The 25,254-nt window shown below is 38.1% G+C and carries 30 protein-coding genes; 20 read left to right on the top strand and 10 right to left on the bottom strand.

Going from position 1 to position 25,254, the window contains the following annotated elements; genetic code table 11:
• Window positions 1–10: 10 nt before the first annotated feature.
• Both Q2T41_RS11100 and Q2T41_RS11095 read left to right on the top strand, forming a co-directional pair.
• On the top strand, window positions 11–1,606 hold the full coding sequence (locus Q2T41_RS11100; protein ID WP_304436142.1) for a hypothetical protein: 1,596 nt from the start codon (window positions 11–13) through the stop codon (window positions 1,604–1,606).
• Window positions 1,607–1,632: 26 nt separating this feature from the next.
• Window positions 1,633–2,784, top strand: coding sequence for a T9SS type B sorting domain-containing protein (locus tag Q2T41_RS11095; protein WP_304436141.1), 1,152 nt, complete (start codon window positions 1,633–1,635; stop codon window positions 2,782–2,784).
• 16 nt (window positions 2,785–2,800) lie between these two features.
• Here the strand turns inward: Q2T41_RS11095 and recQ are convergent, their stop codons facing one another.
• The 6 genes from recQ to Q2T41_RS11065 form a co-directional block, all read right to left on the bottom strand.
• Entirely contained in the window at window positions 2,801–4,885 is a 2,085-nt protein-coding gene (recQ, locus tag Q2T41_RS11090; RefSeq protein WP_304436140.1) for a DNA helicase RecQ, read from the bottom strand.
• A gap of 259 nt (window positions 4,886–5,144) precedes the next feature.
• Window positions 5,145–5,366: a GIY-YIG nuclease family protein gene (locus Q2T41_RS11085; protein WP_304437433.1), complete on the bottom strand. Its 222-nt coding sequence runs from the start codon at window positions 5,364–5,366 to the stop codon at window positions 5,145–5,147.
• Between the two features lie 192 nt (window positions 5,367–5,558).
• Window positions 5,559–5,891, bottom strand: a complete 333-nt coding sequence (locus tag Q2T41_RS11080; RefSeq protein ID WP_089258831.1) for a single-stranded DNA-binding protein — start codon at window positions 5,889–5,891, stop codon at window positions 5,559–5,561.
• Window positions 5,892–6,145: 254 nt separating this feature from the next.
• On the bottom strand, window positions 6,146–6,838 hold the full coding sequence (locus Q2T41_RS11075) for a GNAT family N-acetyltransferase (RefSeq protein ID WP_304436139.1): 693 nt from the start codon (window positions 6,836–6,838) through the stop codon (window positions 6,146–6,148).
• A gap of 44 nt (window positions 6,839–6,882) precedes the next feature.
• On the bottom strand, window positions 6,883–7,518 hold the full coding sequence (locus Q2T41_RS11070; RefSeq protein WP_304436138.1) for a CatA-like O-acetyltransferase: 636 nt from the start codon (window positions 7,516–7,518) through the stop codon (window positions 6,883–6,885).
• A gap of 34 nt (window positions 7,519–7,552) precedes the next feature.
• Window positions 7,553–7,708, bottom strand: a complete 156-nt coding sequence (locus tag Q2T41_RS11065; RefSeq protein WP_304436137.1) for a hypothetical protein — start codon at window positions 7,706–7,708, stop codon at window positions 7,553–7,555.
• An 18-nt stretch (window positions 7,709–7,726) separates the two neighbouring features.
• On the opposite strand from Q2T41_RS11065, the gene Q2T41_RS11060 reads away from it, so the two are divergent.
• The 7 genes from Q2T41_RS11060 to Q2T41_RS11030 are packed head-to-tail and all read left to right on the top strand — an operon-like array spanning window position 7,727 to window position 13,519.
• Window positions 7,727–7,936: a CDGSH iron-sulfur domain-containing protein gene (locus Q2T41_RS11060; protein ID WP_304436136.1), complete on the top strand. Its 210-nt coding sequence runs from the start codon at window positions 7,727–7,729 to the stop codon at window positions 7,934–7,936.
• Between the two features lie 21 nt (window positions 7,937–7,957).
• A complete protein-coding gene (locus Q2T41_RS11055; protein WP_089258823.1) occupies window positions 7,958–8,845 on the top strand; it encodes a sugar phosphate isomerase/epimerase family protein in 888 nt (295 codons plus the stop codon).
• A complete protein-coding gene (locus Q2T41_RS11050) occupies window positions 8,842–10,005 on the top strand; it encodes a mandelate racemase/muconate lactonizing enzyme family protein (RefSeq protein ID WP_304436135.1) in 1,164 nt (387 codons plus the stop codon). The genes Q2T41_RS11055 and Q2T41_RS11050 overlap by 4 nt, the downstream gene beginning before the upstream one ends.
• Before the next feature lie 3 nt (window positions 10,006–10,008).
• Window positions 10,009–10,503, top strand: a complete 495-nt coding sequence (locus Q2T41_RS11045) for a VOC family protein (protein WP_058104161.1) — start codon at window positions 10,009–10,011, stop codon at window positions 10,501–10,503.
• Window positions 10,496–11,461 (top strand): 2-hydroxyacid dehydrogenase, encoded by a 966-nt coding sequence (locus Q2T41_RS11040; protein WP_304436134.1) that lies wholly within the window; start codon window positions 10,496–10,498, stop codon window positions 11,459–11,461. Before Q2T41_RS11045 ends, Q2T41_RS11040 begins: the two co-directional genes overlap by 8 nt.
• 11 nt (window positions 11,462–11,472) lie before the next feature.
• Window positions 11,473–11,913 (top strand): SRPBCC family protein, encoded by a 441-nt coding sequence (locus Q2T41_RS11035; protein ID WP_304436133.1) that lies wholly within the window; start codon window positions 11,473–11,475, stop codon window positions 11,911–11,913.
• 58 nt (window positions 11,914–11,971) lie between these two features.
• A complete protein-coding gene (locus tag Q2T41_RS11030) occupies window positions 11,972–13,519 on the top strand; it encodes a M20/M25/M40 family metallo-hydrolase (RefSeq protein WP_304436132.1) in 1,548 nt (515 codons plus the stop codon).
• A 9-nt stretch (window positions 13,520–13,528) separates the two neighbouring features.
• Here the strand turns inward: Q2T41_RS11030 and Q2T41_RS11025 are convergent, their stop codons facing one another.
• Window positions 13,529–16,117, bottom strand: coding sequence for a cyclic nucleotide-binding domain-containing protein (locus tag Q2T41_RS11025; RefSeq protein ID WP_304436131.1), 2,589 nt, complete (start codon window positions 16,115–16,117; stop codon window positions 13,529–13,531).
• Window positions 16,118–16,336: 219 nt separating this feature from the next.
• Here Q2T41_RS11025 and Q2T41_RS11020 point away from each other — a divergent pair, with 219 nt between their 5' ends.
• The 7 genes from Q2T41_RS11020 (at window position 16,337) to Q2T41_RS10990 (ending at window position 19,114) form a co-directional block, all read left to right on the top strand.
• Window positions 16,337–16,921: a pentapeptide repeat-containing protein gene (locus tag Q2T41_RS11020; protein WP_304436130.1), complete on the top strand. Its 585-nt coding sequence runs from the start codon at window positions 16,337–16,339 to the stop codon at window positions 16,919–16,921.
• A 22-nt stretch (window positions 16,922–16,943) separates the two neighbouring features.
• A complete protein-coding gene (locus Q2T41_RS11015; protein WP_304436129.1) occupies window positions 16,944–17,162 on the top strand; it encodes a DUF6500 family protein in 219 nt (72 codons plus the stop codon).
• Window positions 17,163–17,168: 6 nt separating this feature from the next.
• Window positions 17,169–17,345: a hypothetical protein gene (locus Q2T41_RS11010; RefSeq protein WP_304436128.1), complete on the top strand. Its 177-nt coding sequence runs from the start codon at window positions 17,169–17,171 to the stop codon at window positions 17,343–17,345.
• A 167-nt stretch (window positions 17,346–17,512) separates the two neighbouring features.
• A complete protein-coding gene (locus Q2T41_RS11005; protein WP_304436127.1) occupies window positions 17,513–17,740 on the top strand; it encodes a hypothetical protein in 228 nt (75 codons plus the stop codon).
• A 98-nt stretch (window positions 17,741–17,838) separates the two neighbouring features.
• Window positions 17,839–18,219 carry an SMU1112c/YaeR family gloxylase I-like metalloprotein gene (gloA2, locus tag Q2T41_RS11000; protein ID WP_304436126.1) on the top strand — a complete coding sequence of 127 codons (381 nt, stop codon included), beginning with the start codon at window positions 17,839–17,841 and terminating at the stop codon, window positions 18,217–18,219.
• A gap of 52 nt (window positions 18,220–18,271) precedes the next feature.
• Window positions 18,272–18,763 carry a DUF6265 family protein gene (locus Q2T41_RS10995; protein ID WP_304436125.1) on the top strand — a complete coding sequence of 164 codons (492 nt, stop codon included), beginning with the start codon at window positions 18,272–18,274 and terminating at the stop codon, window positions 18,761–18,763.
• Window positions 18,764–19,114, top strand: a complete 351-nt coding sequence (locus tag Q2T41_RS10990; protein WP_089258803.1) for a hypothetical protein — start codon at window positions 18,764–18,766, stop codon at window positions 19,112–19,114.
• Between the two features lie 62 nt (window positions 19,115–19,176).
• Here Q2T41_RS10990 and Q2T41_RS10985 read toward each other — a convergent pair whose 3' ends face one another.
• Window positions 19,177–19,641, bottom strand: a complete 465-nt coding sequence (locus tag Q2T41_RS10985) for a CBS domain-containing protein (protein WP_089258801.1) — start codon at window positions 19,639–19,641, stop codon at window positions 19,177–19,179.
• A 120-nt stretch (window positions 19,642–19,761) separates the two neighbouring features.
• Here Q2T41_RS10985 and Q2T41_RS10980 point away from each other — a divergent pair, with 120 nt between their 5' ends.
• From Q2T41_RS10980 to Q2T41_RS10965, 4 genes are all read left to right on the top strand, one after another.
• A complete protein-coding gene (locus Q2T41_RS10980) occupies window positions 19,762–22,050 on the top strand; it encodes a M28 family peptidase (protein ID WP_304436124.1) in 2,289 nt (762 codons plus the stop codon).
• Window positions 22,040–22,849: an SDR family oxidoreductase gene (locus Q2T41_RS10975; RefSeq protein ID WP_304436123.1), complete on the top strand. Its 810-nt coding sequence runs from the start codon at window positions 22,040–22,042 to the stop codon at window positions 22,847–22,849. Before Q2T41_RS10980 ends, Q2T41_RS10975 begins: the two co-directional genes overlap by 11 nt.
• A gap of 125 nt (window positions 22,850–22,974) precedes the next feature.
• A complete protein-coding gene (locus tag Q2T41_RS10970) occupies window positions 22,975–23,349 on the top strand; it encodes a hypothetical protein (protein WP_304436122.1) in 375 nt (124 codons plus the stop codon).
• A gap of 133 nt (window positions 23,350–23,482) precedes the next feature.
• The gene (locus Q2T41_RS10965) at window positions 23,483–24,187 is read left to right on the top strand and encodes a hypothetical protein (RefSeq protein ID WP_304436121.1); all 705 of its coding nucleotides are present in this window, start codon (window positions 23,483–23,485) and stop codon (window positions 24,185–24,187) included.
• 49 nt (window positions 24,188–24,236) lie between these two features.
• On the opposite strand, the gene Q2T41_RS10960 is transcribed toward Q2T41_RS10965, so the two are convergent.
• Window positions 24,237–24,731 carry a nuclear transport factor 2 family protein gene (locus tag Q2T41_RS10960; protein WP_304436120.1) on the bottom strand — a complete coding sequence of 165 codons (495 nt, stop codon included), beginning with the start codon at window positions 24,729–24,731 and terminating at the stop codon, window positions 24,237–24,239.
• Window positions 24,718–25,218, bottom strand: a complete 501-nt coding sequence (locus Q2T41_RS10955; protein ID WP_304436119.1) for a hypothetical protein — start codon at window positions 25,216–25,218, stop codon at window positions 24,718–24,720. The genes Q2T41_RS10960 and Q2T41_RS10955 overlap by 14 nt, the downstream gene beginning before the upstream one ends.
• Window positions 25,219–25,254: the final 36 nt, after the last annotated feature.

Raw genomic sequence — 25,254 nt, 5'->3', positions numbered from 1 at the left:
GGATTGGTTATTGAGCCTACAGGGTGCCGCTGGAACCAACGGTACGGATGGCGCTAGCGCATATGAAATTGCGGTAGCGGACGGATATACCGGTACGGAATCGGATTGGCTATCGAGCCTGCAAGGTGCCGCTGGAACCAACGGTACGGATGGGGCCAGTGCATACGAAATTGCCGTAGCGGACGGATACACCGGTACGGAATCGGATTGGCTATCGAGCCTACAGGGTGCGGACGGAAACGATGGCACCAACGGTACGGATGGCGCTAGTGCATACGAAATTGCCGTAGCGGACGGATATACCGGTACGGAATCGGATTGGCTATCGAGCCTACAGGGTGTGGCCGGAAACGATGGAACCAACGGTACGGATGGAGCAAGTGCCTACGAAATTGCCGTAGCGGACGGATACACCGGTACGGAATCGGATTGGTTATCGAGCCTACAGGGTGCGGCCGGAAACGATGGCGCAAACGGTACGGATGGGGCAAGTGCCTACGAGATTGCCGTAGCGGACGGATACACCGGTACGGAATCGGATTGGCTATTGAGCCTACAGGGTGCGGCCGGAAACGATGGCGCAAACGGTACGGATGGGGCTAGTGCCTACGAAATTGCCGTAGCGGACGGTTACTCCGGTACGGAATCGGATTGGCTATTGAGCCTACAAGGAGCGGACGGAAACGATGGCTCTAACGGTACGGATGGGGCTAGTGCATACGAAATTGCCGTAGCGGACGGATATACCGGTACGCAATCGGATTGGTTATTGAGCCTTCAGGGTGCGGACGGAAACGATGGCGCAAACGGTGGAGATGGGGCTAGTGCCTACGAAATTGCCGTAGCGGACGGTTACTCCGGTACGGAATCGGATTGGCTATTGAGCCTACAGGGTGCGGCGGGAAACGATGGCACCAACGGTACGGATGGGGCAAGTGCCTACGAAATTGCCGTAGCGGACGGATACACCGGTACGGAATCGGATTGGTTATCGAGCCTTCAGGGTGCGGCGGGAAACGATGGCACCAACGGTACGGATGGGGCAAGCGCCTACGAAATTGCCGTAGCGGACGGATATACCGGTACGGAATCGGATTGGCTATTGAGCCTACAGGGTGCGGATGGTATTGATGGGACCACGGCAATAGTCCAAAATTTAGATAGTCCCACTACAACCACTACCCTTAGCACATCTGCCTTGGCATCTTACTTACAGATAGAAATTTTAAGCCAATCAAGTGTATTCAGCACCAGTGACCTTTTAGGTTCCAGTGCCTTAGAATTAAGTCTTGTAGCACATACCTTTAACCCTTTAATAAGTAATGTATCGGGAGCTAGATACGTAGGTGAAATTCAATGGGAAATTTTGGAAACCTTGGGAATTTTCAAGAATAGATTTGCCATTTACGTCAATGGAAACCGTGTTACCCCAATTTTAAATATTTGGCCAAACGTAATCAACCTTACCTCTGCCCCTACCAGTAGATTTTTTGAATACACTAGTAATGGCAATGATGTCATAGAATTAAGAATAGCAAGAGCTGTTGCCGCCATTGGTGTAACACAAGTACTGAATGCCCAGCTAAAATTAAAAAGAGCATTATAATTATTTAACAGACAGCTTAGCAAATTATGCAAAAGAATACACATTTTTATTTATTGATATGGGCCGTGATGACAACATTGGTCATCCAAGCACAACAAATGCATAACACCGGAGATTTACAAATACATGCCAACAGCCAAGTAGGTATATTCAATTCTATTGTCAATGAAGGATCATTTCAAAGTAATGAAGGGTTAGTAGGTTTTTATGGAACTTCTGGTTTTAACGTAGCTGGATCTAATGAGCTGAATCTATATGATATTGAAATTGCCAATGAAGAACGTATTGTCCTGAACACCCCTATTGCCGTAAAAAGTAACGCCAATTTCATTGTTGGGGATATAGAGACAAGTAAAGCTATAGACCAAAATTATTTGCAATTTGGCGAAAGTGCCTTTTACAATGGGTCCAGTAATTTTTCCAAAGTAAATGGTTTTGTGAAAACTCACGTAGAAACTAGTTTTATATTCCCTGTTGGTGATGACGTATTGTTAAGGCCTATGTCGGTTGTTACTACCGGATCGCCATCAACATATACAGGTTGCTATATCTTTGATAATGCAACTTTGTATAACCCGTTTAATACTGATAACGAAGTAATAGCGATCAACACCAATGAATTTTGGTTGTTAAAAGGTGATAACAATACATCGGTAACGTTGCAATGGAACGATAGTAGCGCATTGGAAACCATAGCTGAAAAAAGTGCCGATATTTGCATCGTAGGGTTCGAAATAGCCACTTCAACATGGCGAAATCTGGGTAGCATAAATAGTGTTGGTGACTTGGACAATGGTTTTGTCACCTCGCAAACATTTATACCCAATGAATATGCCGCTTTAACATTTGGTGTCATTAAAACTGAAGGACAACCTCAAAACGAACTTTCCATGAAAGGATATCATTATTTGGTAAGTCCAAATGGGGATGGAATCAACGATACATTCATCATTGATGAATTGGCAGAATATGAAAATAATGAACTTCAAATTTATGACAGAAATGGTCTGTTAGTGTATAAAGCTCAAAATTATACTGACGAATTTGATGGTTTTACAGGAACCAATATAAGCGCTATCAGTAGAAATAAAGGATTGCCCCAAGGTATTTATTTTTACATTGCCAATGTTAATGGTGGTGAATTCTCTATACAAGGCTTTTTATATATAGACCGATAAATAAGTATACCGTAAGCTAACTTTCTAAAAGATATAAGCAAAGTTTGATTTTCCAGTATGGTATTTGCTCTTCAAAGAATTCAAAATAATCCCTTAGGCCCTTAGCTTCGGTTAATTCTGTTTTGGCGGTTTCCACTTTGGAAATTTCATCGACACTTACAAACTGATTTAAATCAAGATCCTCACCTTCTGCATGCTTTTTCATTAAATGTCCGTAGATAGTATTTTCAGATAGGTTTCTAGCGGTGGCAATTTCAGCGATCGTCAAACCGTCATTGAATAGTTCAAAGGTATGGTCGTGGGTTTTCCGTTTGGTCCTTTTTGTTCCAAGATGCTTACTAATTTCCTCTATGAATACATCGGCATATTTATCCAATTTGGCTTGCCCTACCCCGGTTACCTCCATAAATTCAGTAGTAGTGGTGGGCAATTTGGCTTCCATATCCTTTAAACTGGCATCACCAAATACAATATAGGCCGGTACGTTCTGTTCTACAGCAATTTGTTGACGTAAGACCCGTAATTTATCGAACAGATCCGTACGTTTAGAAATGGGTTTGTCAACTACTTTTTTCTTTTCGGAAGCTTTTTGTAATACGGATAGATCTATTTTTTTGCCCATGAACAATACCTCTTTTGCCAAAGGGGTCAATCCCAGTCTTGCACCCTCCCTAAAATTTATGAACAACACCCCTTGGTTCAACAACTGTATTACATATTGCTGTAGGTCTAGCCAAGATATATTTTTGACCGCACCATAGGTTTTTATATGTTGATATCCCTTTTCCAAAACCTGTGCATTCTGCGCACCACGTAAAACATCAATGACCACACCCATAGGTTCCCTTTCTTTTAACCGTGCAACAGCGGAACAAACTTTTTGAGCCAATTGGGTAGCATCAAAATACGCCGGAGGTGATGTACAGATATCACAATTTCCACAACCTTTGGTAACTTGTTCCCCAAAATAATTCAATAATGCTATACGCCTACAACTTAAAGCTTCCGCAAATTGTTGCATACGTTCCAACTTGGCATATTCAACATCTGCATTCTCACTTTGTGTTATAAATCTGCGTAATTGTGCTACATCGGCAAAACTATAAAATAATAAGGCATGTGCTGGCAGTCCGTCCCTACCACCACGACCAATCTCTTGATAATACCCCTCTATATTCTTTGGTAGATTATAGTGAATAACCCAACGCACATTACTTTTGTCTATTCCCATACCAAAAGCAATTGTGGCCGCAATAATAGGAACCTTGTCCGTTATAAATTCCTCTTGTACCAAGGAACGTTCCTCAGACGACATACCAGCGTGATATGCCTTGGCCTTATGACCGGCATTACGCAACTTCTCTGCAATGGACTCGGTACTTTTTCTACTTAAACAATAGATAATTCCGCTTTCAAACGGATGCTCGTCCAGAAATTGCAGGATATGTTTTATACGGTCTTGGGCCGGTTTCACCTCCAAATATAGGTTTGGTCTGTTGAACGAAGCTAAATGGCGCTGGGCATTTGGCATTCTCAATTGATCAACGATATCGTCTTGGGTGGTCTTATCGGCCGTTGCCGTAAGTGCCATGACCGGAATATTTGGGAATCTTTTCTTTAAACTTCCCAGTTGGGTATAGGCCGGTCTAAAATCATGTCCCCAAGACGAAATACAATGTGCCTCGTCAACGGCGAACAAGCTAATTTTAAGCTGTTCCAAAATTCCATTTAGGAACCCCAAACTTTCTGGAGCAACATAAAATAGTTTCAATTGCCCTTTCTCTAATTGCTGAAGAATTTCCTGTTGTGTTTCCTGGGACTGTGAGCTATTGTAATATGCAGCTGCTATTCCGTTGGCTTTTAACACATCTACTTGATCTTTCATCAAAGCTATTAGCGGTGAAATCACAATTGCAGTTCCTTCTAAAGCCAAAGCGGTCATCTGATAACAAAGCGACTTACCACCACCTGTAGGCATTATAGCCAATACATCTTCTTTGTTCAAGGCATCTTTAATAATGACCAACTGATTTGGCTTAAATGCATCGTAACCGAAATGATTTTTTAATAATGGGAGTAAATCTTGCTCTGTAGTTATCATGTAATGCAAAAATAAGAAGTTTAATTACCATAATAGTCTTCGACTGTACATAGACTGACATCATATTGAAATCTAAACTTTAAGTAGTGAAAAATTTATTTAACAAAATCAATATTTGATACGGTCCCCTTTTATAAAATGGCAATATGTCATCCTGAGCGCAGTCGAAGGACTTAGGAACACGAATCTGAATTATATTTAGAATGTGTAAAATTTCTACATTCCGATAATATTTGAATCATATCAAAATCTTCATTTATCAATGCAATTTTTTTAGCCCGCGCCCACCCCTAATTCTTTTTTCAAATAATATTGCTTGGATAACATCAGTAAAATTTAAAGAATAAACGAGTTTTACAGGTCTCCTCTTAAAAGTATAACAACTATGAAAGTATCCCATTTCATGATAAACCAATAGATGTTCTATATCACTAGAAATACCGATGTAAAATGAATCATCTGAACCACGTAAACTATACACTACATAAGTATTCTCTAACAAATATTGGGTATTCGACTGCGCTCAGACCGACAAGCATTTTTCGCATGTAATTTGTTATCAAATTAATGTTCAAAATTTGACAAAGATTCATTGGATAAAAATTTTGAAGCCCCAATAAAACAACTTGTTAAAATATCATCCTGAGCGCAGTTGAAAAAAGTAAGAGTGTTATTACTTCCCCAACATCAACAACTCATTACATCTAATCTCAGTGATATATCTCTTTTCTCCTTCCTTGGTTTCATAGGAGCGATGGGTAAGTTTACCTTCTATGGCCACCTGTTTTCCCTTTGTTAAATAATTTTCCACGATTTCTGCCGTCTTACCCCAAGCAACAATATTATGCCATTGGGTGTCTTCTACCTTCTCACCTTGGGCATTCTTATAATTTTCTGTAGTGGCTATCGAGAATTTTGCCAATTTACTTCCGCCTTCCATATTAACGATTTCCGGGTCTTGCCCTAAATTACCAATCAACTGTACTTTGTTTTTTAATGCGTTCATTTTACTAAATTTTAATGGTTAAACAGTTTATACTATCAAGTCTCCTTGACCCGACACTGCAAACCTAGTTCAGCCTAAAAAGATTAATCGGTAATTAAACGTTTACTATCGTTTGTATTCGTTTACAGTCGTTTAAAAACAGATATGATACTGTTATAATGATGATTACACATAAATATTTAATTATAAAATATGGCCATTAAGTGGAAATAATTAAGAAACACTACGTTTTTCAACTAGTTCTATGGCTAAAATCAAGAGCCGATTTTACGGTAGGACCACCAATTCATATCCCTAGTTAATTCAAACCCCAATTTTTCATAAAGCGGAATGGCCAAATTACCTTTATTGGTATGTAATATTGGTTTCTTATTTACCTTTAAGATTTGGTTTGTGGTATATGCAATCAATTGTTTTGCCAGACCTTTTCTGGTATAATCCGGATGTGTGACCACTGCACTGATCTCAATGAATAGATCGGTTTGAAGACGCTGTCCGGTTACGGCAACCAATTTTCCTTCTTTAAAAATACCATAGTAGTTGCCCATTTCAAAAGTTCTTCTTCTATAATAACCTGGCATTACCAACCAAATTAAATTATAGATTTCATCCATATGTTCCCTGCCCAATAAAGTAATATCTTCGGAAATCTTTATTTCTGGAAGTTGATTAAGCACCATTTGACAACCCTCTATTTTTTTCTCCAAAACAATTTTAGATTCATCAATTATGGGCGTTTTATTCTCGGAAACGAAGAAGAAACTATCCGTAGATTCCACATAATGTCTTGAAGCTCCCAATGTATTTGCCTCATCAAAAAAAGAGCCGAACGTACATACTTCTTGATCATAAAATTGAACCCCCTCATACGCAATAAGATACTTGTTATGGGTTTCATTTAACGAATACCATACTGGGTTTTTAAGTTGATCTTCTAGATTGGACATGTAAACAATGATTGATTATAATTAATAAGACGTTCTATTTTAAATTAAAATTCCCCTTCCAAATTCATTAGTTTTTGAAACTCCTCTACGAACAAACCAATTTCATAGCCATCCATTAATGCATGGTGCACATGAATGGATATAGGCATTGACCTATCCTCACCTTCACCGGTCATCTTACCAAATGAAATTTTAGGACAACTATCCTCAAATTTAAAATGCCTGGCATGGGAAACGGATGTAAAATCTAACCAGGGCATACTGGAGCAATGAATAACGTTTGATCCACATTGGGGCAGTTCTAATCCTTTTGAATGGGCCACCTTGTCAATTTCAGTTGTTGCCAGCTCTTTAAAATCATAAAAAGATTCTTGATATGGCATATAGGAAAAACCAAAGGTGCCATCGGTTCTGGCAATAGTAGGTGAAGCATGCACATCATCATATTGGAAAACCTTACCCTCCTCAATTCTATATTTAAAAGGTTGTATTTTATTGGCTGCTTTCAATGTCCTATGCAAATAGATCAGGAAAAAGGAATTCCCGGTGTTTTTGGCATACTCATATGCCTTAGCACAATTAACCCTCACGGTAACGCCAAAAAAAGGTTCATCGAACTGGGAAAAGAAATTAAAATGTCCTGCCCTGTTCCATTCTTCAATATTCAGCTCCTTCTTCATTATATCCTTTAATTCAACGTTTACATTTAAGAGGTTAAATATACAACGTACCCGTTTTAATATAAAATGGAATATGGTCTATGGGTGTTTGGGTATAATTATTAATAATTAGGTAATTACATATTCCCTGTAAGATGCATTTTTTTCCTACCTTAAAACTTCTAAAATTTTGAACAAACTTATTGTTCATCAACATAAATCAATAACAATGAATGAAAACCAATCAAAAGACCCCTGCATAACCGAAATCATCGTTGCAAACAATGGTCCGCTAAAAGTTAAAGGAAATCTAGAAATACAATTGGCCTCGGGTGAAATTGTAACTAAAGAAGGTACTACCGGATTCTGCCGATGCGGTGTTTCTAATATCAAGCCTTTTTGTGATGGATCACATAGAAATATAGAATTTATCGGATAAACAATACAACCTTACCAACCCATGGAATTAGCCATACATAATTGGATGCGTGCAGAATCGTTAGAGCACACACTCAATAGGATCAACAAATTAGATTATACGCATATAGAAATACAGGGTGCACCAGAAAGTTATGATACCCAAAAGGCAAAGTTGCAGTTAGACCTCTACGGCATACAATGTTGGGGCTCGGTTACGCTTATGCTAGAACAGCGCAATTTACTGGCAAAAGACCCCGCGCAACGTAAAATGTCTATACAATACGTAAAAGATGTTGCCAAAATGGTATATGAATTGGGCGGTAAAGTCATTTCATTGGTACCGGCAACCGTAGGCAAAATTGTACCCGATGCCAGACCTGAAGAGGAATGGAAATGGGCGGTAGAAGGCATTAAAGAAATTTATAAATATACCGAAGACCACGGTTTACAAATAGGCATTGAGCCCATTAACCGTTTTGAGACCTATTTTATCAACAGGGGCGAACAAGCATTGGCACTTGCAGAAGCTGTTGGTCCTAATTGTGGAGTTTGCCTAGATACATTTCATATGAATTTAGAGGAGGTCAATATGTTCGATACCATTAAAAAAGTAGGCAAGCGTTTGGTAAATTTTCATGTTGCCGATAATAATAGAATGGCACCGGGCATGGGGCACCTCAACTGGACTAAAATCATAAATACGTTAAAAGAGATTGAATATGACAAGGTGCTATCTGTAGAATTTTGTTCACCGTTAGATAGAACACCTGCCAATCCGTATCCGAATTCCATAGAAACAAATCCTGAGGGACTCACTGCAGAACAAAAGAAATTCTTGGAAGATCACGGTAGTTCTGCCGTCACCGATGAGTTTTACACCATGCTGACCAAAAAATCCATAGACACCCTAAAAGAGCTTATTAAATGAAAATCACCAATATAGAAGCGTTTTGGTTACGCTGTCCAATACCAAAAGAAAAACAACATTTTTCAGATTATGGTCTATTGACAAATTTTGATATGACCTTGGTAGTGGTAACGACCGATACTGGGTTACAAGGTTTTGGCGAAGCAAAGGCAGCTGTAGGTTCTTCCGGGTCTTGTGCCTCTATAGTCAGCTGCATAGAAAACGAACTAAAACCACAATTAATAGGTAAGGATGCCCGAAATATCTCCCGTATTTGGGAACACGTATACAACGGCACACGAGATCATTATTCCCTTTCAAGAGGTCGTAAATTTCCCATTTTAGGAAGAAGGGGATTGACCATTTCTGCCATGAGCGGAATAGACACCGCGCTGTGGGACATTAAAGGAAAGGCTTTAAATGCTCCTGTGGTAGAATTGTTGGGTGGTAGCTGTCGCGATAAAATGCCAGCATACGCCAGTGGTGGTTGGGCAAAAGCCGATGCTATTGGCGAACAACTGTTGGGGTATACCCAAAAAGGGTTCAGCGGTGTAAAAATGCGTGTGGGTATTATGGATCAAACTGTAGCCGAAAGTGTAAAAAGAGTTCAAGCAGCACGTGAAGCCTTGCCCGATCATATAAAATTAATGACCGATGCCCATGGTACTTTTAGCGTACCCGAAGCCAAGCAGTTTACAAAGGGTGTAGAAGACTGCAACCTATATTGGTTTGAAGAACCCATTAGTCCAGATAATAAAATAGGTACTGCGGAAGTACGCGCCAATACCTTTATACCCATTGCTGCTGGTGAAAGCGAATACACCGCTTTTGATGTTCGCGATTTAATAGCTGAACGTGCGTTAGATGTGTTACAACCAGATTGCGCCATAATTGGCGGTATTACAGAAGCCATGCGGGTTTCACAATTGGCACATACCTATCAACTGGAATTGGCACCGCATTGTTGGGGATCAGCATTTTCATTTATGGCGGGACTTTCGGTGGCATTCGCTTCCCCTTCTGCCAATGTAATAGAGTTTTCGTTGGGCGGTAACCCTATGATGTATGATTTGGTAGAGGAACAAATTACGGTGGATAATGAAGGTATGCTCAATGCACCCACCAAACCCGGACTCGGTTTAACCCCTAATTGGGATTTTGTAAAAGACTTTAAACAATAAACTATGGCAAAGGCAGTACATATTAATCACGTTGCACTGGTGGTAAGCAATTTAGAAGAAGCTTGTAAATTTTACGAGGAAGAACTCGGTTTGGAAGCCATACCCGCATTCTTATTTGATTATCCCACGGCATTTTTTAAATTCAACGAGGAACAACAATTGCATTTAACCGAGTGGGAAGATGCGTATTCGTTTAGAGGTCACATCTGTGTTCAGGTAGATGACATTAACACCCTATTTTTTAGAATGAAAGAGCTTGGTGTCATTGATATAAAACCGTGGGGCAATGTACGCCAACTGCCGGACGGCGCCATACAAATGTTTGTTCGTGACCCATCGGGGAATTTGGTAGAACTCTCTTCCGTTCCCGGTGATTATATAGACCCAAAGATTTTTGAAGACGAGTTGTTCAAAGAAGGAATTTATGTATCGGGCAGAAATGATTTCCGTGGATACAAATCCAAAGACGCCACGCTTTACCATAAATCAGATGAATAGAAAGAATATTCTTTTACTGGAAACGGTTGCCGAAGATGCTATGAGTATGTTGGAAAATGCTTCGGACATGAATATTTTGACAGAGTTTGATGAAGCATCACTGAAGCATCAAATAGAAAATAATGCTATTGATGCCATCATTACACGAGGAAAAGGTCAGGTACGTGATTCGTTCATGGAACAGTTGCCCAATTTAAAAGTAATATCCCGTTGTGGTGTTGGTTTGGACAATATTGATGTATCAAGTGCCACCAAACGAGGAATTAAAGTGGTAAACGCCCCAAATTCCAATGCCGATACCATTGCAGAACACACTATTGCCCTGTTATTAATGCTTCAGCGAAATTTGTACAATGCCGTTACCATGGTCAAAGAAAATAGATGGGGAGACCGGGGAACGTATGTTGGCGATGAAACCCATAGCAAAACTTTGGGGATTATCGGTATGGGAAATATTGGAAAAAAAGTAGCACATATCGCCAAGGCTTTAGGCATGAATATCATTTACTGGAGCTCAAAAAAAGAAGATGTACCCTTCTCATTTGTAGAATTTCAACAGCTTTTAACCACTTCAGATGCAATTAGCTTACACCTGCCCTTGACCTCTAAAACAGAAAAACTAATTGATTCCGCTGCCTTTTCATTAATGAAAACCAATGCGTTGTTGATCAATACCGCCAGAGGAGGAATCATAGATCAAAAGGAGTTGTTCAATGCCCTGCAAAGTCATAGCATAGCAGGTTTCGCTGCCGATGTTCTGGCAGAAGAACCACCAGTGGAAAATGATCCATTACTTCAATTAAAAAATGTATTGATTACGGCACATTTAGGCAGCCTAACCAAAACAACGTATACTAAAATGTGTACAATGACGGTTCAAAATACCCTGGCAATTTTACGTAATGAAGCTCCTATGGAAAATTGTGTTTTCAATAAAAAAGAACTGGAGAACAACTAAAGCATAATATTATGAGAAACAATGAACCTATAATTGTCACTCATCTTTTTAACACTTCAATGGAGCAGGTATGGGAAGCATTGACACATGTGGAATACATGCGAAAATGGTACTTTCCTGTTATTCCGGACTTTAAGCCAGAAGTTGGTTTTACCACCAGCTTTCTTATTACCAACGAAGGAAGAAATTTTACCCACAACTGGGAAGTGATAGCAGTTACACCGCCATCCAAAATAAGTTATCGTTGGTCATTTGATGAATATCCCGGAGAAAGCATCAGTACTTTTGAGTTGTCCAAAAATGAACTAGGCACCCTTCTTACCCTTACCGGTGAAGTTATTAAAGATTTCCCGACCGATATTCCTGAATTTAAAAAAGAAAGTGGCAAAGCGGGTTGGGAGTATTTAATTCAGGAAAGTCTTGTCCAATTTTTAAAATCCCATAAATTTTAACAGCGGGCTATCGCCCTTAAATGAGTACCTTAGTTCAAAGAACTAAACTAACTTGAACATGAAAAAAGTACTACTCATTGGGGCATATTTCCTATGCTCTACATTTGCAATTTCACAAACTGTAGAGGACATGGTCAATGCCATAGAGAAAGAAGGCATTGAAAACAGTCAGCTAGAACAATTGGCTTACGAATTAATGGACCTCAACGGTCCAAGATTAGTAGGTACGCCAGAAATGAAAAGTGCCCATGATTGGGCGGTAAACACCTACAAAAAATGGGGGATTTCTGCAGAAAATCAGCAATGGGGAACCTGGAAAGGATGGCAAAGAGGTATTACCCATGTAGATATGGTTTCACCTCGTGTAGCATCATTACATGCAACACAATTGGCATGGAACCCAGGCACTAGCTCTAAAGGTGTTACGGCTTCATTAATTACACTGCCAAGTTTTACAGATTCATTGTCCTTTGTAAAATGGCTACCTAACGTAAAAGGGAAAATAGTAATGGTAAGCATGTTGCAACCTACGGGCAGACCAGATGAAAACTGGGAAGAATACGCGACAAAAACATCTTTTGAAAAAATGAAAAGCGAGCGCGATTCATTGGAGAAAATCTGGAGACAGAATATTAATAATACGGGATATACCAGTAGAAACATCAATACAGCATTTGAAAAAGCCGGTGCTGTAGGTATTGCTCAATCAAGATGGTCCGAGGGTTTTGGTGCAAATAAGATTTTTAGTGCAGGTACTGAAAAAATTCCTGCTGTAGATATTTCATTAGAAGATTACGGAATGCTGTACAGGATGGTAGAGCATGGTGCGGATACCAAAATTAAAATAGTGGCAGAGTCAAAAGACTTGGGCGTTGTACCTACATTTAATACCATAGCCACCATACCCGGCACCGAGTTCCCAGATGAGTATGTGGTTCTTTCCGCTCATTTTGATTCATGGGACGGCGGTACAGGTGCAACCGATAATGGCACAGGTACCATTACCATGTTAGAAGCAGCACGTATTCTGAAAAAAGTATATCCAAACCCAAAAAGGACTATTCTGGTAGGGCATTGGGGAAGTGAAGAACAAGGTTTAAATGGTTCTAGCTCATTTGTTGAGGATCACCCAGAAATTGTTGCCGGTGTACAAGCATTATTCAATCAAGATAATGGTACGGGCCGTGTGGTTCGTTTATCCGGGCAAGGATTTCTTCATGCATATGATTATTTGGGGCGATGGTTAGAAGCCGTACCGGAAACCTACAAAAACGAAATAGAAACTACATTCCCCGGTTCGCCCGGTCGTGGTGGATCAGATTATGCATCTTTCGTAGCGGCAGGTGCCCCTGCGTTTTCGCTAAGCTCGTTGAGCTGGGATTATTGGAACTATACTTGGCACACCAATTTGGACACCTACGATAAAATTGTTTTTGACGATGTACGCAACAACGCCATATTAACTGCTATTCTTACCTATATGGCATGCGAAGACCCAGAAAAAACATCTCGTGAAAAAGCTGTTTTGGGCATTAACCCAAGATCAGGCAAAAAAGGAGAATGGCCAACACCAAGAACGCCACAACGTAAAGGCGGACAAGATTAACGGTACCATCTAAAACTGATTTTCAAGTTCAAGGCTATCCGCTGCTTGGAGTGCTTTTTTAATAGCAGTACTCCACAGTGCATAGCCTTGCTTGTTCAAATGTAATCCGTCAGAAAGGTATAACTCTGGAATAGGCCTATTATCTGTAGTGATCATTTGTGCGAACACATTAATGTATTGAGCATTAAGTTCCGTAATAATATACTTGGACAACATTAAATTGGTTTCCATGATCAACGGAATAAGATATTCTCGCTCAACACTTGGTTTAAGGCTAATCAATGCCAGCTCTACACCAGGATATTTATCATAAATCATTGTTACCAACTCCATGCATCCCGAAAGTACCTCTTGCGGAGTTTTGCCATCATTTAAATCGTTTTCACCTGCATATAATACAATTTTGGATGGGTGGGCTTCTTTAAAGATCTCATCAAAGTAATGAATGCACCATGCAAAGGTGGAGCCACCAAATCCTAAATTGACCACATTGAACGGGCTTAGGTCCCGTTGCATGTTCACCCATAACCGCACGGAAGAACTTCCATAAAAGGCAATAAGGTTTTCTTGGGTTTCCAATTTGCCGATTCGCCTTTTAAGTCGTTTTATTTCATTACACCAAATTGCAGGTGGCTCTTCAAGATTATCCGATCCTGAATTGGACACATTGAGTTCATCTGCCCTTTCAATGGCAGTTTGTACATAGGATGAATATTCATCTTGATATTTTTGTAAAAAGGCATACAGATCTTGATTACTCTTACTGGCTACTTTCTCACTTAACAAAAAAGGTTTTTGTATTGCGCAATAGTATAATGATTTCCCTAAACGATGGTCAAAGTTGACCATGACCACAGGTACTATGTACGGTTCCGGTTCTGTGTGCAAAGCCAATTTAAATGCTCCCATTTTAAAAGGCCCCGGAGATTCTTCCGTTCTATAGGAAGTACCTTCTGGACTAATGATCAAATTGTATCCTTGTTCTAGATGCTTGGTAGCTTCGCGGTAAAAAATGCTTCTTGCTTCTTCTTTCTTATCGGTTGAGGGTTGTTCAGACTCTTTAGTATAAACATTAATATAGCCCAGGTTATCATAATAATTTTGATGCCCGTATTCCTGTCCTTTTCCTATACGTACCGTTCTAATACCTGGCTCACCGTATTTCTTGTACAAAACCATGGCACTAAGAAAGTGTGAATCTAGCGTAATCTGAAAATTATTGTTCAGGGTATAATGTGCATCATTGACCAAATGGTTGTAAATAAAGATATTTCCGGTATTATCCGGTAGGTTTTCCCATCCTTCAATGATATGGGGCACGTTATTAAATACCTTAATGGTTAGCTCCGCACAGGATTTTCTATTTTGTTTTACATCTTTGCTGTTCTTTTCGGCAACACTTTTATAAATTTCCTGTAACCCGCTCAGAAATTCGTATTCCTTTTGGTCTTCTCCCAACAGCTCTAAACTTAACGAAGCTATATGACGCTCTAAGGATGTTCCACTTTTAACCAATTTGGCCAAAGCCCCATAGGCCAATTGTTTTGTAGTATTGCTCTTTAATAGATGTGGTACTTGATGTAATGGCGATGATAACAACAAACGGGATTTGTTATTCTTGATCAATTGATATACGGCCTGTAGGTTATGCTTGCCCAATAGTCCTACATAACGAACAAAGGCAGCATTTAACTGGTTGCCTATTAACCACAATAACCGTTGATAAAATTGACCCTCAAAAATATCGTCCTGTTGAAAGAGTTTCATTAAATCGCCCTCAGGAATAAAATAAGCAGATGTTTTTGTATTCGTTATTGCAGAACATATATCCTTTTCTTTTAACAGGCAAGACCATCCGAATACAAAGCCGGAATTTTTAATGGACCGTTGTTTAATTTCAATAGTGTTCTCTATCCGTTTAATGGTAACTTCACCATGTATTAATATAAAAAGTCCATTACTGGAACCATCCTGTACATAGAGCACTTCATCCGGTTCATATTCCCTACGTTCCGCCAGTGCGGCCAAAGCCATTAAATTCCTTTCTTCAAAATAATCCAAAAATGGTGAGCGTCTCATTAACGAAACAATGGCCTCTTGCTCCGCTACTGGTGAAATAAAAAACTGACGGTCCTCCACAAAGGGTTGAAAACGCACAGGATTCAATAATTCTGTCTGTTTTAACAATGCCGTGCGCAAAACATGATAAAGTTTTGAGCCTATATTTTTTAAGAGTATGTTCTGATGTCCTTTTTGCAAATATGCCTTTAGTTCCTTAAACGGTATTTCAAAAAAAGTTGCTTGTGTGGAAGCTACAATTGCCTTATAAGTAAATCTTTTAGGGGTATTGAACCCATTTAGTCCTATGGTTGAAAATGGTTCGGAATTTTGACAGACCAGAATATCGCTTTCTGGATTTTCCAATGAAATATAGTAATTGACACTACCCTCTAACAACCATCTAAATGTTGACACTTTTTTATGGATATAACTAATGGCGTACCCTTTAGAATACGTTTTAATTTGACCATTGGGAAAATATTCCTGTAGTTTTTGGGTATTTATTTCTTGCTTTAAAAGTCTAGTTTGGTGTTCCATGGGCCTCCTAACTTAAGGCATTAAACTTAAAAAATGAAGTCTGCACGGTATTAAAATCAATTTATCATTTTAAGAAATTTAAATTGATCAAAACCTTAAAATAGGCCTTGTAAAATTAGAATTACCAAATTCAAATACACCATTATTTTATTATCAGGTCTTTTGCTATCTTCCCAAAAATATCGTCTTTAAGCGGTTGTCAGCAAGATGGCCAGTAAAATGAAAAATGTAGTGGAAAAGTTAATAGTGGACAAAACCTTTATGGGAGAAAATTATTCCTCCGAGCGGTTACCAAGGGCAGAATATGAAAACTGCATTTTTGAAAGATGCAATTTTAATAAAGGTTATTTGGACAACCAGACTTTTTTGGAATGTGAATTTATTGATTGCAACCTAAGTAATGCAAACATTGTGAATACCACATTTAAGGAAATAACATTTTCACAATGTAAATTAATGGGGTTAGCGTTCAACACCTGCAATCCTTTTTTAATGCAAATGTATTTTGCGGACTGTAACCTAAGTTTTGCAAATTTTGTAGAAATGAAGTTGATCGGTCAACAATTTAAGTCTTGTAACCTAGAAGAAGTAGATTTTAGCGATTGTGATTTAAGCAATGCCAAATTTTTGGAATGTAATCTGGAACGGTCCATATTTTCGCGAACTAATCTGCAAAAGGCAGATTTTAGTACAGCGACAAATTTTAGTTTGGACCCAGAAAACAATATGGTAAAGGAGGCTGTTTTTTCAAGGGAAACACTGCAAGGATTATTGCATAAGTATAAACTAAACATCGTGGATTGACATCTAAAAAAGGCACCCTATAATGACCCAAGAAATAAAACAAAAAATTATTCAGGTTTGCGATTCAAAAATTGCCGCTAAAGGAGAAAATGTAGGACTCTCTTTCTATGTATTCTTTAAAAATAAAAATGACAACCCAAAACTGTTAATGGAGGTGGCCCAATGGTGGATCTTGGAACATAGGTTAGATCATTTTGAGAAAGCAATAAAAATCAAGGGGATGATTAAATCGTTAAGCTAACAACAAATGAAATATTTAGTGTTTACGCTGTGTTTTGTGGGTGTATCGATCAGTTGCGCCTGTCAACGTCCAAATTATAAAGAGGCTACAAAAATATACTACAATGCTCTGGATACAGGTAATTATAATGCTTTAAAAAATGTACTACACGATAGTGTTACCTTAATTTCGGGGATTATATAACCCCCTATAACCATAATAGTTTCCATGAATTCTTTAAATGGGATTCTATTTTTAAATCCTCTTATAAAATCATTGCATTAGAAGAAAAAAACCAGGTTGTTATTGCTACAGTTGCCCAAAAAAATAAGAGAAACGCATTTTTAAAAAACAACCCCTTAAAATATAAAGTGGAAATATCCTTTGCAAATGATAAAATAACCACATTTAGGGAGTTAGAATACATTGGGGTAAATTGGAATAACTGGAACCAAGAAAAAGATTCCCTTATAAACTGGATTAAGATAAATTACCCAAAACTAGATGGCTTTGTAACGGATATGACTATGGCCGGTGCTAAGGATTATATAAAGGCAATAGATTTATATGAAACTTATAAAAAGGTAGAAGTTGAGTAAATATTTCTTAGAAAATAAAATGAGTACATCATGGTTATTAAAAGGTTGATATTACCCAGCACAATACTTTCAAAAAAAATGGATTTAAATTATTCTCAATGAACAAAGTACACCATACCGCCATAATTTGCTCTAATTACGAAATTTCCAAAAAATTTTATACGGATGTTTTAGGTTTAGAGATAATCCGTGAAGTATATCGCAAAGAACGGCAATCATACAAACTAGATTTAGCATTGAATGGAAATTATGTTATTGAATTGTTTTCCTTCCCCAACCCTCCCAAACGACCTTCTAGGCCAGAAGCCTGTGGGCTACGCCACTTAGCCTTTGAAGTAGATGATTTGGACAAAATCATAGCTCATTGCAAATCGCAACATGTAATTGCAGAACCTATTAGAATAGATGAGCATACACATAAACGGTTCACTTTTATTGCCGATCCGGATGAGCTTCCCATAGAATTTTATGAGAAATAACCCTAAATGTTTGTAAACGTTTAATTTGTATCTTGTTTACAAATACAGATTAATGAAACCAATTACGTTATGCTTTCTTTTTGCCTCTATTTGGCTACAATCACAACAAACCGTTTCATATGAAGAAGGAATGTTGAGCCCAACGGCTAAGTTGGACACTATTTCATGGTTGGCCGGCCATTGGAAAGGTGAAGCATTTGGTGGTATTGTAGAGGAAATATGGAGTCCGCCACAAAACGGTTCCATGATGTTTTCATTTCGTTTGATTGCAGATGGTGCGGTAGGTTTTTATGAGTTTGGACATATTATTGAAACTAATGGTACTTTGCTCCTTCAACTAAAACATTTTGACGCTGACTTAAATGGTTGGGAAGAAAAGGATGAAACGGTAGATTTTAAGTTGGTCAAAATAATGGAAGACCGCTTATATTTTGATGATTTTACCATTGAGTATATTTCTGATAAGGAAATAAACATGTATGTAGATGTAGGTGAAGGTGATGGAAAATCCAATGAGGTTAAATTTAACTACCATAGGCAATAGATGAAACGGGAATGTTTAGAATGTGGTAAGGAAGTTTTTGGCAGAATTGACAAGAAATTCTGTAACGATTATTGTCGCAATGCCTATAATAACAAGGTAAATCCGGAAAGCAAGAATTTAATACGGAATATCAACAACAGGTTGCGCAAGAATTATAAAATATTGGATAGTTATAAACTTACCAATGGCAAAACCAAGACCACAAGAACTCGTTTAATGAACAAGGGTTTTGATTTTGACTATGTCACCAATCTATATACTACCAAAAAAGGAACTACCTATTATTTTTTATATGATTTAGGGTATTTACCTTTGGACAATGATTTTTATATGATTGTAAAGCGAGAATAAACAAATAAGAAAAGGCACCTCAATAGAAGCGCCCATAGCTATTATTCATATAAAAATTTAAACTACTTCCAATTATGTCCGCTAAGTTTTAAGGCTGCTATCACAATATCCTTTCTACTGATCTGCCCTACCAAAATACCATTTTTCATTACCGGTAGCCTTCTTCTGTTATGTTGTGCAAAGATTCCTGCAGCATCAAATATGGATATATCATGTGGTATGGTCTCTACGGTTTTGGTCATAAATTTTTCAACGCTTTTATCCAATATTGGTTGGTTAAAATAACGACTTTCGGATATTTGCTTCATGCAATCCGCTTCAGAGATGATTCCAACCAAAAACCCGTTACTGTCCAAAACCGGTCCACCGGAAATATGATGTTTGGCAAATTTCTCCATTACCGCCAAAATAGAGTCTTCTGGAGAAAAAGTGATTAACTTTGTGGTCATGTAATCGGCTACCAAAATAGGGGCCTCAAATTCTTTTTTAAATACCTTTCTAACACCTTGAAAGCTTTTGATTCCCATAACAGTTTATTTAAAGGTTGATTAATAAAGATAACAAAATATTTGACATTTACTAATAATATTAGATATAAGCAACGTAATTTTTAATAATTTGTGACTTTAAAGAAGAATACCGTAATTATGAGAAAAACACCAACCGTATTAACACTACTCCTGATAGTACTTGCTATTTATTGGAGTTTTAATTCCCTTTTGCCCAAGTATCAAACGGACATGGAAGTTCCGCAAACCAACTTTTCTACAGACAGGGCGTTACAACATGTACAACAACTTTCCTTAGAACCACATAGTGTTGGTTTTCCCGGTCATGTCAAAGCTCGTAACTACATCATTTCCCAACTCAATGAACTAGGGCTTGAAACCTCCGTTCAAGAAGGCTATACCGCGGGAGATTGGTCCAATCTTAGCAAAGCGGAAAATATTCTTGCCAGAATCAAGGGCAGTGAAAATGGCAAAGCCTTGTTGTTACTGAGCCACTATGACAGTAACCCACATTCTGCACTAGGGGCAAGTGATGCCGCAAGTGGGGTAGCAACAATCTTAGAAGGTATACGCGCTTATTTAAAAAGTGATACCAAGCCCAAAAATGATATTATCATTTTAATTTCAGATGCGGAGGAACTAGGTTTGAACGGAGCCCAACTTTTTGTAGATCGGCATGAATGGTTAAAGGATGTAGGGTTAGTACTTAATTTTGAAGCACGTGGCAGCGGCGGACCTAGTTATATGCTTATGGAAACCAATAGGGGCAACCGTAATATGATTACGGAATTCATTGCGGCCAATCCAGATTTTCCTGTGGCAAATTCTTTGGTTTACAGTATCTATAAAATGTTGCCCAATGATACGGACCTTACTGTATTTAGGGAAAACGCGGATATTGAAGGATTTAACTTTGCTTTTATAGATGACCATTACGATTACCATACCGTAATGGACAATTACGAACGCTTGGACCGGAACACATTGGCACACCAAGGTAGCTATCTTATGCCCTTATTAATACACTTTGCAAATGCAGATTTAAGCAGTATAAAAAGTTTGAGTGACAATGTCTATTTCAATGTGCCTTTTTTTAAAATGGTTTCCTACCCCTTTACATGGATAATGCCCATGTTGGGCTTGGCCATACTATGCTTTATAATGCTACTCATTTTAGGTTTTAAAAAGAAGGTATTGAATGTAAAGGATATTTTCAAAGGTTGGATACCAGTACTTTTTACCCTTGTTGTAAATGGCGTAGTAGGATTTTATAGCTGGTCTGTTTTAAAATGGCTATACCCCGGTTATAAGGACATGCTACATGGTTTTACCTATAATGGACATGCCTATATTATGGCATTTACGCTATTTTCAATAGGTATTTGTTTCTACGCCTATTATAAATTTAAGGTCGTAAAAACGGCAAACTTGTTGGTTGCCCCAATCTTTTTATGGTTGGTACTATGTGGTTTAATTGCCGTATATTTAAAGGGAGCGGCATTTTTTATTGTTCCCGTATTTAGCGTTCTTGTTGCTTTGTATATACACATAAACCAAAAGAACCCAAATTCCTATTTACTGGTATTTCTAGGGCTCCCGGCCTTATTTATTTTTTCTCCATTTATAAAAATGTTTCCTATTGGCCTAGGTCTTAAAATGATGGTTGCCACAACCTTGTTGTCAACCCTGACCTTTTTCCTATTATTACCATTGTTTACCAGATATCGTAAAAAAGCGGCCTTGGCATTTTTAAGCTTCCTGTTGGGAATAGGTTTTTTGGTGTCCGCCCACATGAATTCCGATTTTTCTGAAAACAATCCAAAACCAACCAGCTTGCTATATGTTTATAATACGGATGAAAACCAAGCAATGTGGGCAACTTACGAACATGTACCTTCTAACTGGACAAAGCAGTATATTACAATGACCAACAATGCAGATAGCGTGTTGACTAAAAATACGTTAAGCAGTAAATACAGTTCTGGTTTTACCTACACCCAAAAAGCACCGTTAAAACAAATTGAACCATTACAAATGGATATACAATTGGATACCGTTATTAATGGAATACGAAACCTAAGAATATGTTTAACTCCAAAAAGGTCCATTAATAGATTAGAAATATTTAGAAACGATTCGGAAATTTTAAGCGCTGAGGTCAACGGTATACCATTATCCACATTTGCATTAAAAGACGGAAGAAATAGTAGGTTGGTCACCCACTATATTAGTGATATCAAGTATACTGAACTAGATTTAACCTTACCAGAGTCAGAACAATTGGAATTAACGGTATATGAAGCTTCCAATGATCTGTTAGGCAATAGTTTGTTTACCATTCCGCAAAGACCTTCCCAAAACATACCAATGCCCTTTGTTTTGAACGATGCAATTTTAACTATTCAAAAATTTAAGTTTGACTACTAAAATAGGCATCATAGGCTGTGGTTGGTTAGGCCTACCTTTAGCAGCTAGTTTAATTGGTAAGGGGTATGTTGTAAAAGGCACCACTACATCCAAGGATAAATTACAGTTGCTAAAAAAGAATGGAATTGAACCTTTTTCTATTACCCTGACCGAAAATAATATACAGGGCCCAATAGAAGATTTTCTACGTACAATAACAACTTTGATTATTGATATCCCTCCAAAATTAAGGGGAAAAGGTCCTAAAGAAAGCTATATCGCAAAAATACAATTGCTTCACGAGGCTATTAAAAAATCATCCGTTCAAAATATTATATTCGCCAGTAGTACGGCCGTCTATGGAGATGTGAAAGGTATGGTCAACGAAAAAAGTCTGCCCGTACCAAACACCTCATCCGGAAAACAGTTGGTGCAATGTGAACAATTGTTCAAAAATGACAGCTCCCTTAAAACGACCATTATCCGTTTTGGAGGTTTGATCGGTCCTGGCAGACATCCAATTACCATGCTGGCAGGAAAGCAAAATCTAAACGGGGGTACGGCTCCGGTAAATTTAATTCATTTAGATGATTGCATCGGTATTATAGAAACGATCATTAAAACGGACCATTTTGGGGATACGATCAATGCGGTATACCCTGAACATCCAACAAAACAGGACTACTACACTCAAGAGGCCATAAAACGCAATCTCCCTTTACCACACTATACCCAAACTTTTGGGAAAACGTACAAAAAAGTCAAATCTTGTAGTATTTTTCTTATTAATAATTATGATTTTCTCACAACTATAAATTGAATTTTTACAACACCTATTAACTATTTCACAACAAAAGCACTTAATTACCGTTAATATATTATTGGTTTACAAGTAGTTATCGATGTATAACATACCTTTATACCTCAATTTAAAACCAAAATGTTATGGAAAAGTCGAATTTAAGGGAGAGGGTTTTAGTTGAATTAGAGAAACTCATCTCCCTAAGCTGTAAAAATCCTACGGCATCTAAAGGATATCAGCAATTACATATTGCCTTATTGAAGAAATACTATAATGCAACGAACGTTACCATTGATTATCATCGCCATAGAATTCAAATGGAAGTAATCCAAGATGAGAGCGTCTATGATCCTAAACGGGTAAACACGTACTTGCCTACCATCTATACCAATTTGCTGTTTAAAAACCTGCGAAGTTTTTTGGCAACTTGTATAGAGAAAGATAACAAGAGCGTAGGGTTCTATTCTCAATTATTAAAAATGTTCGGTACCAAACAAAAAGGGATGGAACTGGTATAGAAACCAATGTTATAAAAATTTGAAAGGCGCTTTTATAAGCGCCTTTTTCTTTTCCGGACATTTAAACCTTTCCTTAACAGGAGGATACAAATTATTTTAATAGTTTAGCGCACCTTAAAAAGAATCTAAACAGATGAAGAAAACAGTATTAATAGTGTTAACAACATTATTATTTTCAGGCAGTTATGCCATTGCACAGACCAAGACAGAATTGCAGAAACATTATGAGGCATTTTATGACCAAATGCGCCTACAGGGTGATATAGATGGTGTAATAAATGCCCTTACCCATTTAAATGTACTATCTCCTTCCAAGGAAAGAATGGATACCTTGGCCTATATATATGCCAATGATAATCAACACTTACAAGCATTGAACACCATAGGCATTGAAAAGAATGATACGGATTCTGATCTAGCGGTACAGGTAAAGGCTATATCCCTAAAAGCATTGAACCAACCCAAACGTTCCTTGGAACAATTTGAGATTTTAAACCAAAGAGACCCAAACGCATATTTGGCATATGAATTGGCAGACCTTAAGGTACAATTAGGTGATAATGCCGGGGCCATGAAGCATGTGGAATATGGTATTGCCAATGCAACGGATGATATGAAATATGCCTTTTATGAGCGCCAACAACCGTATGAGGTTTCTTTGAAAGCTGCCTTTCTCCATATCAAGGGCCTTATTCAATACAATATGGATAAAAATAATATTGATGCCGCTATTGCCTCAATGGATGAAGCTTTGGCCATGGACCCAAACTTTAACTTGGCAAGTTTAAGTAAACAAGCGTTGACCTCTAGAAAAGATACCCCTGAGGATAAAAAATAATAAATAGAAGGTTTTGAATTAAAAGGCGAACAGTTTTTGTTCGCCTTTTTTAATATTTGGACCTTAGGTCAACCAGAAGAAGACTATCTTTCTCATTCTTTAAATTTACCAACTCCTCAACAATAGCATTGGGTACGGTGATAGATAGCACATAGTGGGCAATTTTCCACTGCCCGTCCACTTTTTTTAGTACTCCAGAACCGCGACAAATTTTCATTTGGGTGTCCAATAACTCATCGAACCAGGCAATATCATTTGTTCCGCCAACATAAATATTACGCTCTACGGCAGTAAAATTCCATGCACGGCCTTTATCAAAATGGGGTTTTGCATAGGCCATAAACTCTTCCCGCTGCCAATTTTCACCGGCATCCGTCCCTATAAAAACGGCATCATCCGTCATAAGTTCAAAATAGGACTTAAAATTTGCCATTGCTGCGGCTGCATGCCAATCATCAAGAGCACGTGAGACTTCCATGTTCGTATTGTTCTGTGCAAACATGGACGAGGATACTAAAATAAAAAGCAATTTAATTTTCTTCATTTGCACGTAATTCTTCCAATAGGGTATTGTTAACCACCACATTAACCTGATCTCGTAAATTGTTGAAGGCCACAATCATTTGTATAATGGATTCCTTTGGATTCTGTCGGTATTCCAAATCTCCTTTTGTTTTTAATATAAACGTCTTAAATACCTTTTGTCTACTTTTAATTTGCGGTATATCAAGTGAAGCAGGATATACACTATCCTCCATTTTCTTTTGGTTCTCGATCAACTCTTCCATTATAAGTACGAAGTCCTCTCTAAACTCCGTCGTGTACAGTTTATCAAAACTACGCTCAACGGCTACATATTCCTTCCAATCGCTCAAAAGTAATTGTGCTTTTGAATTTACCGGACTTTTGGCAGGAAGGCTATCTACAACAATCTCCCAGCCGGAACCTTGTGCTTCGGCGGTTTCGGAAACAGGGTCTTTACATGAAGCTATTAAGACCAGTACAACTAAATAAGCTAATATTTTAGGCATAAGCGAATGTACAAATTTTAAGAAAAGGTATCTTTA

The organism is Maribacter confluentis, from assembly GCF_030505015.1.
In the GTDB taxonomy this organism is placed as follows: Bacteria; Bacteroidota; Bacteroidia; order Flavobacteriales; family Flavobacteriaceae; genus Maribacter; species Maribacter sedimenticola.
This window is presented reverse-complemented; position numbering and strand designations above follow the sequence as displayed.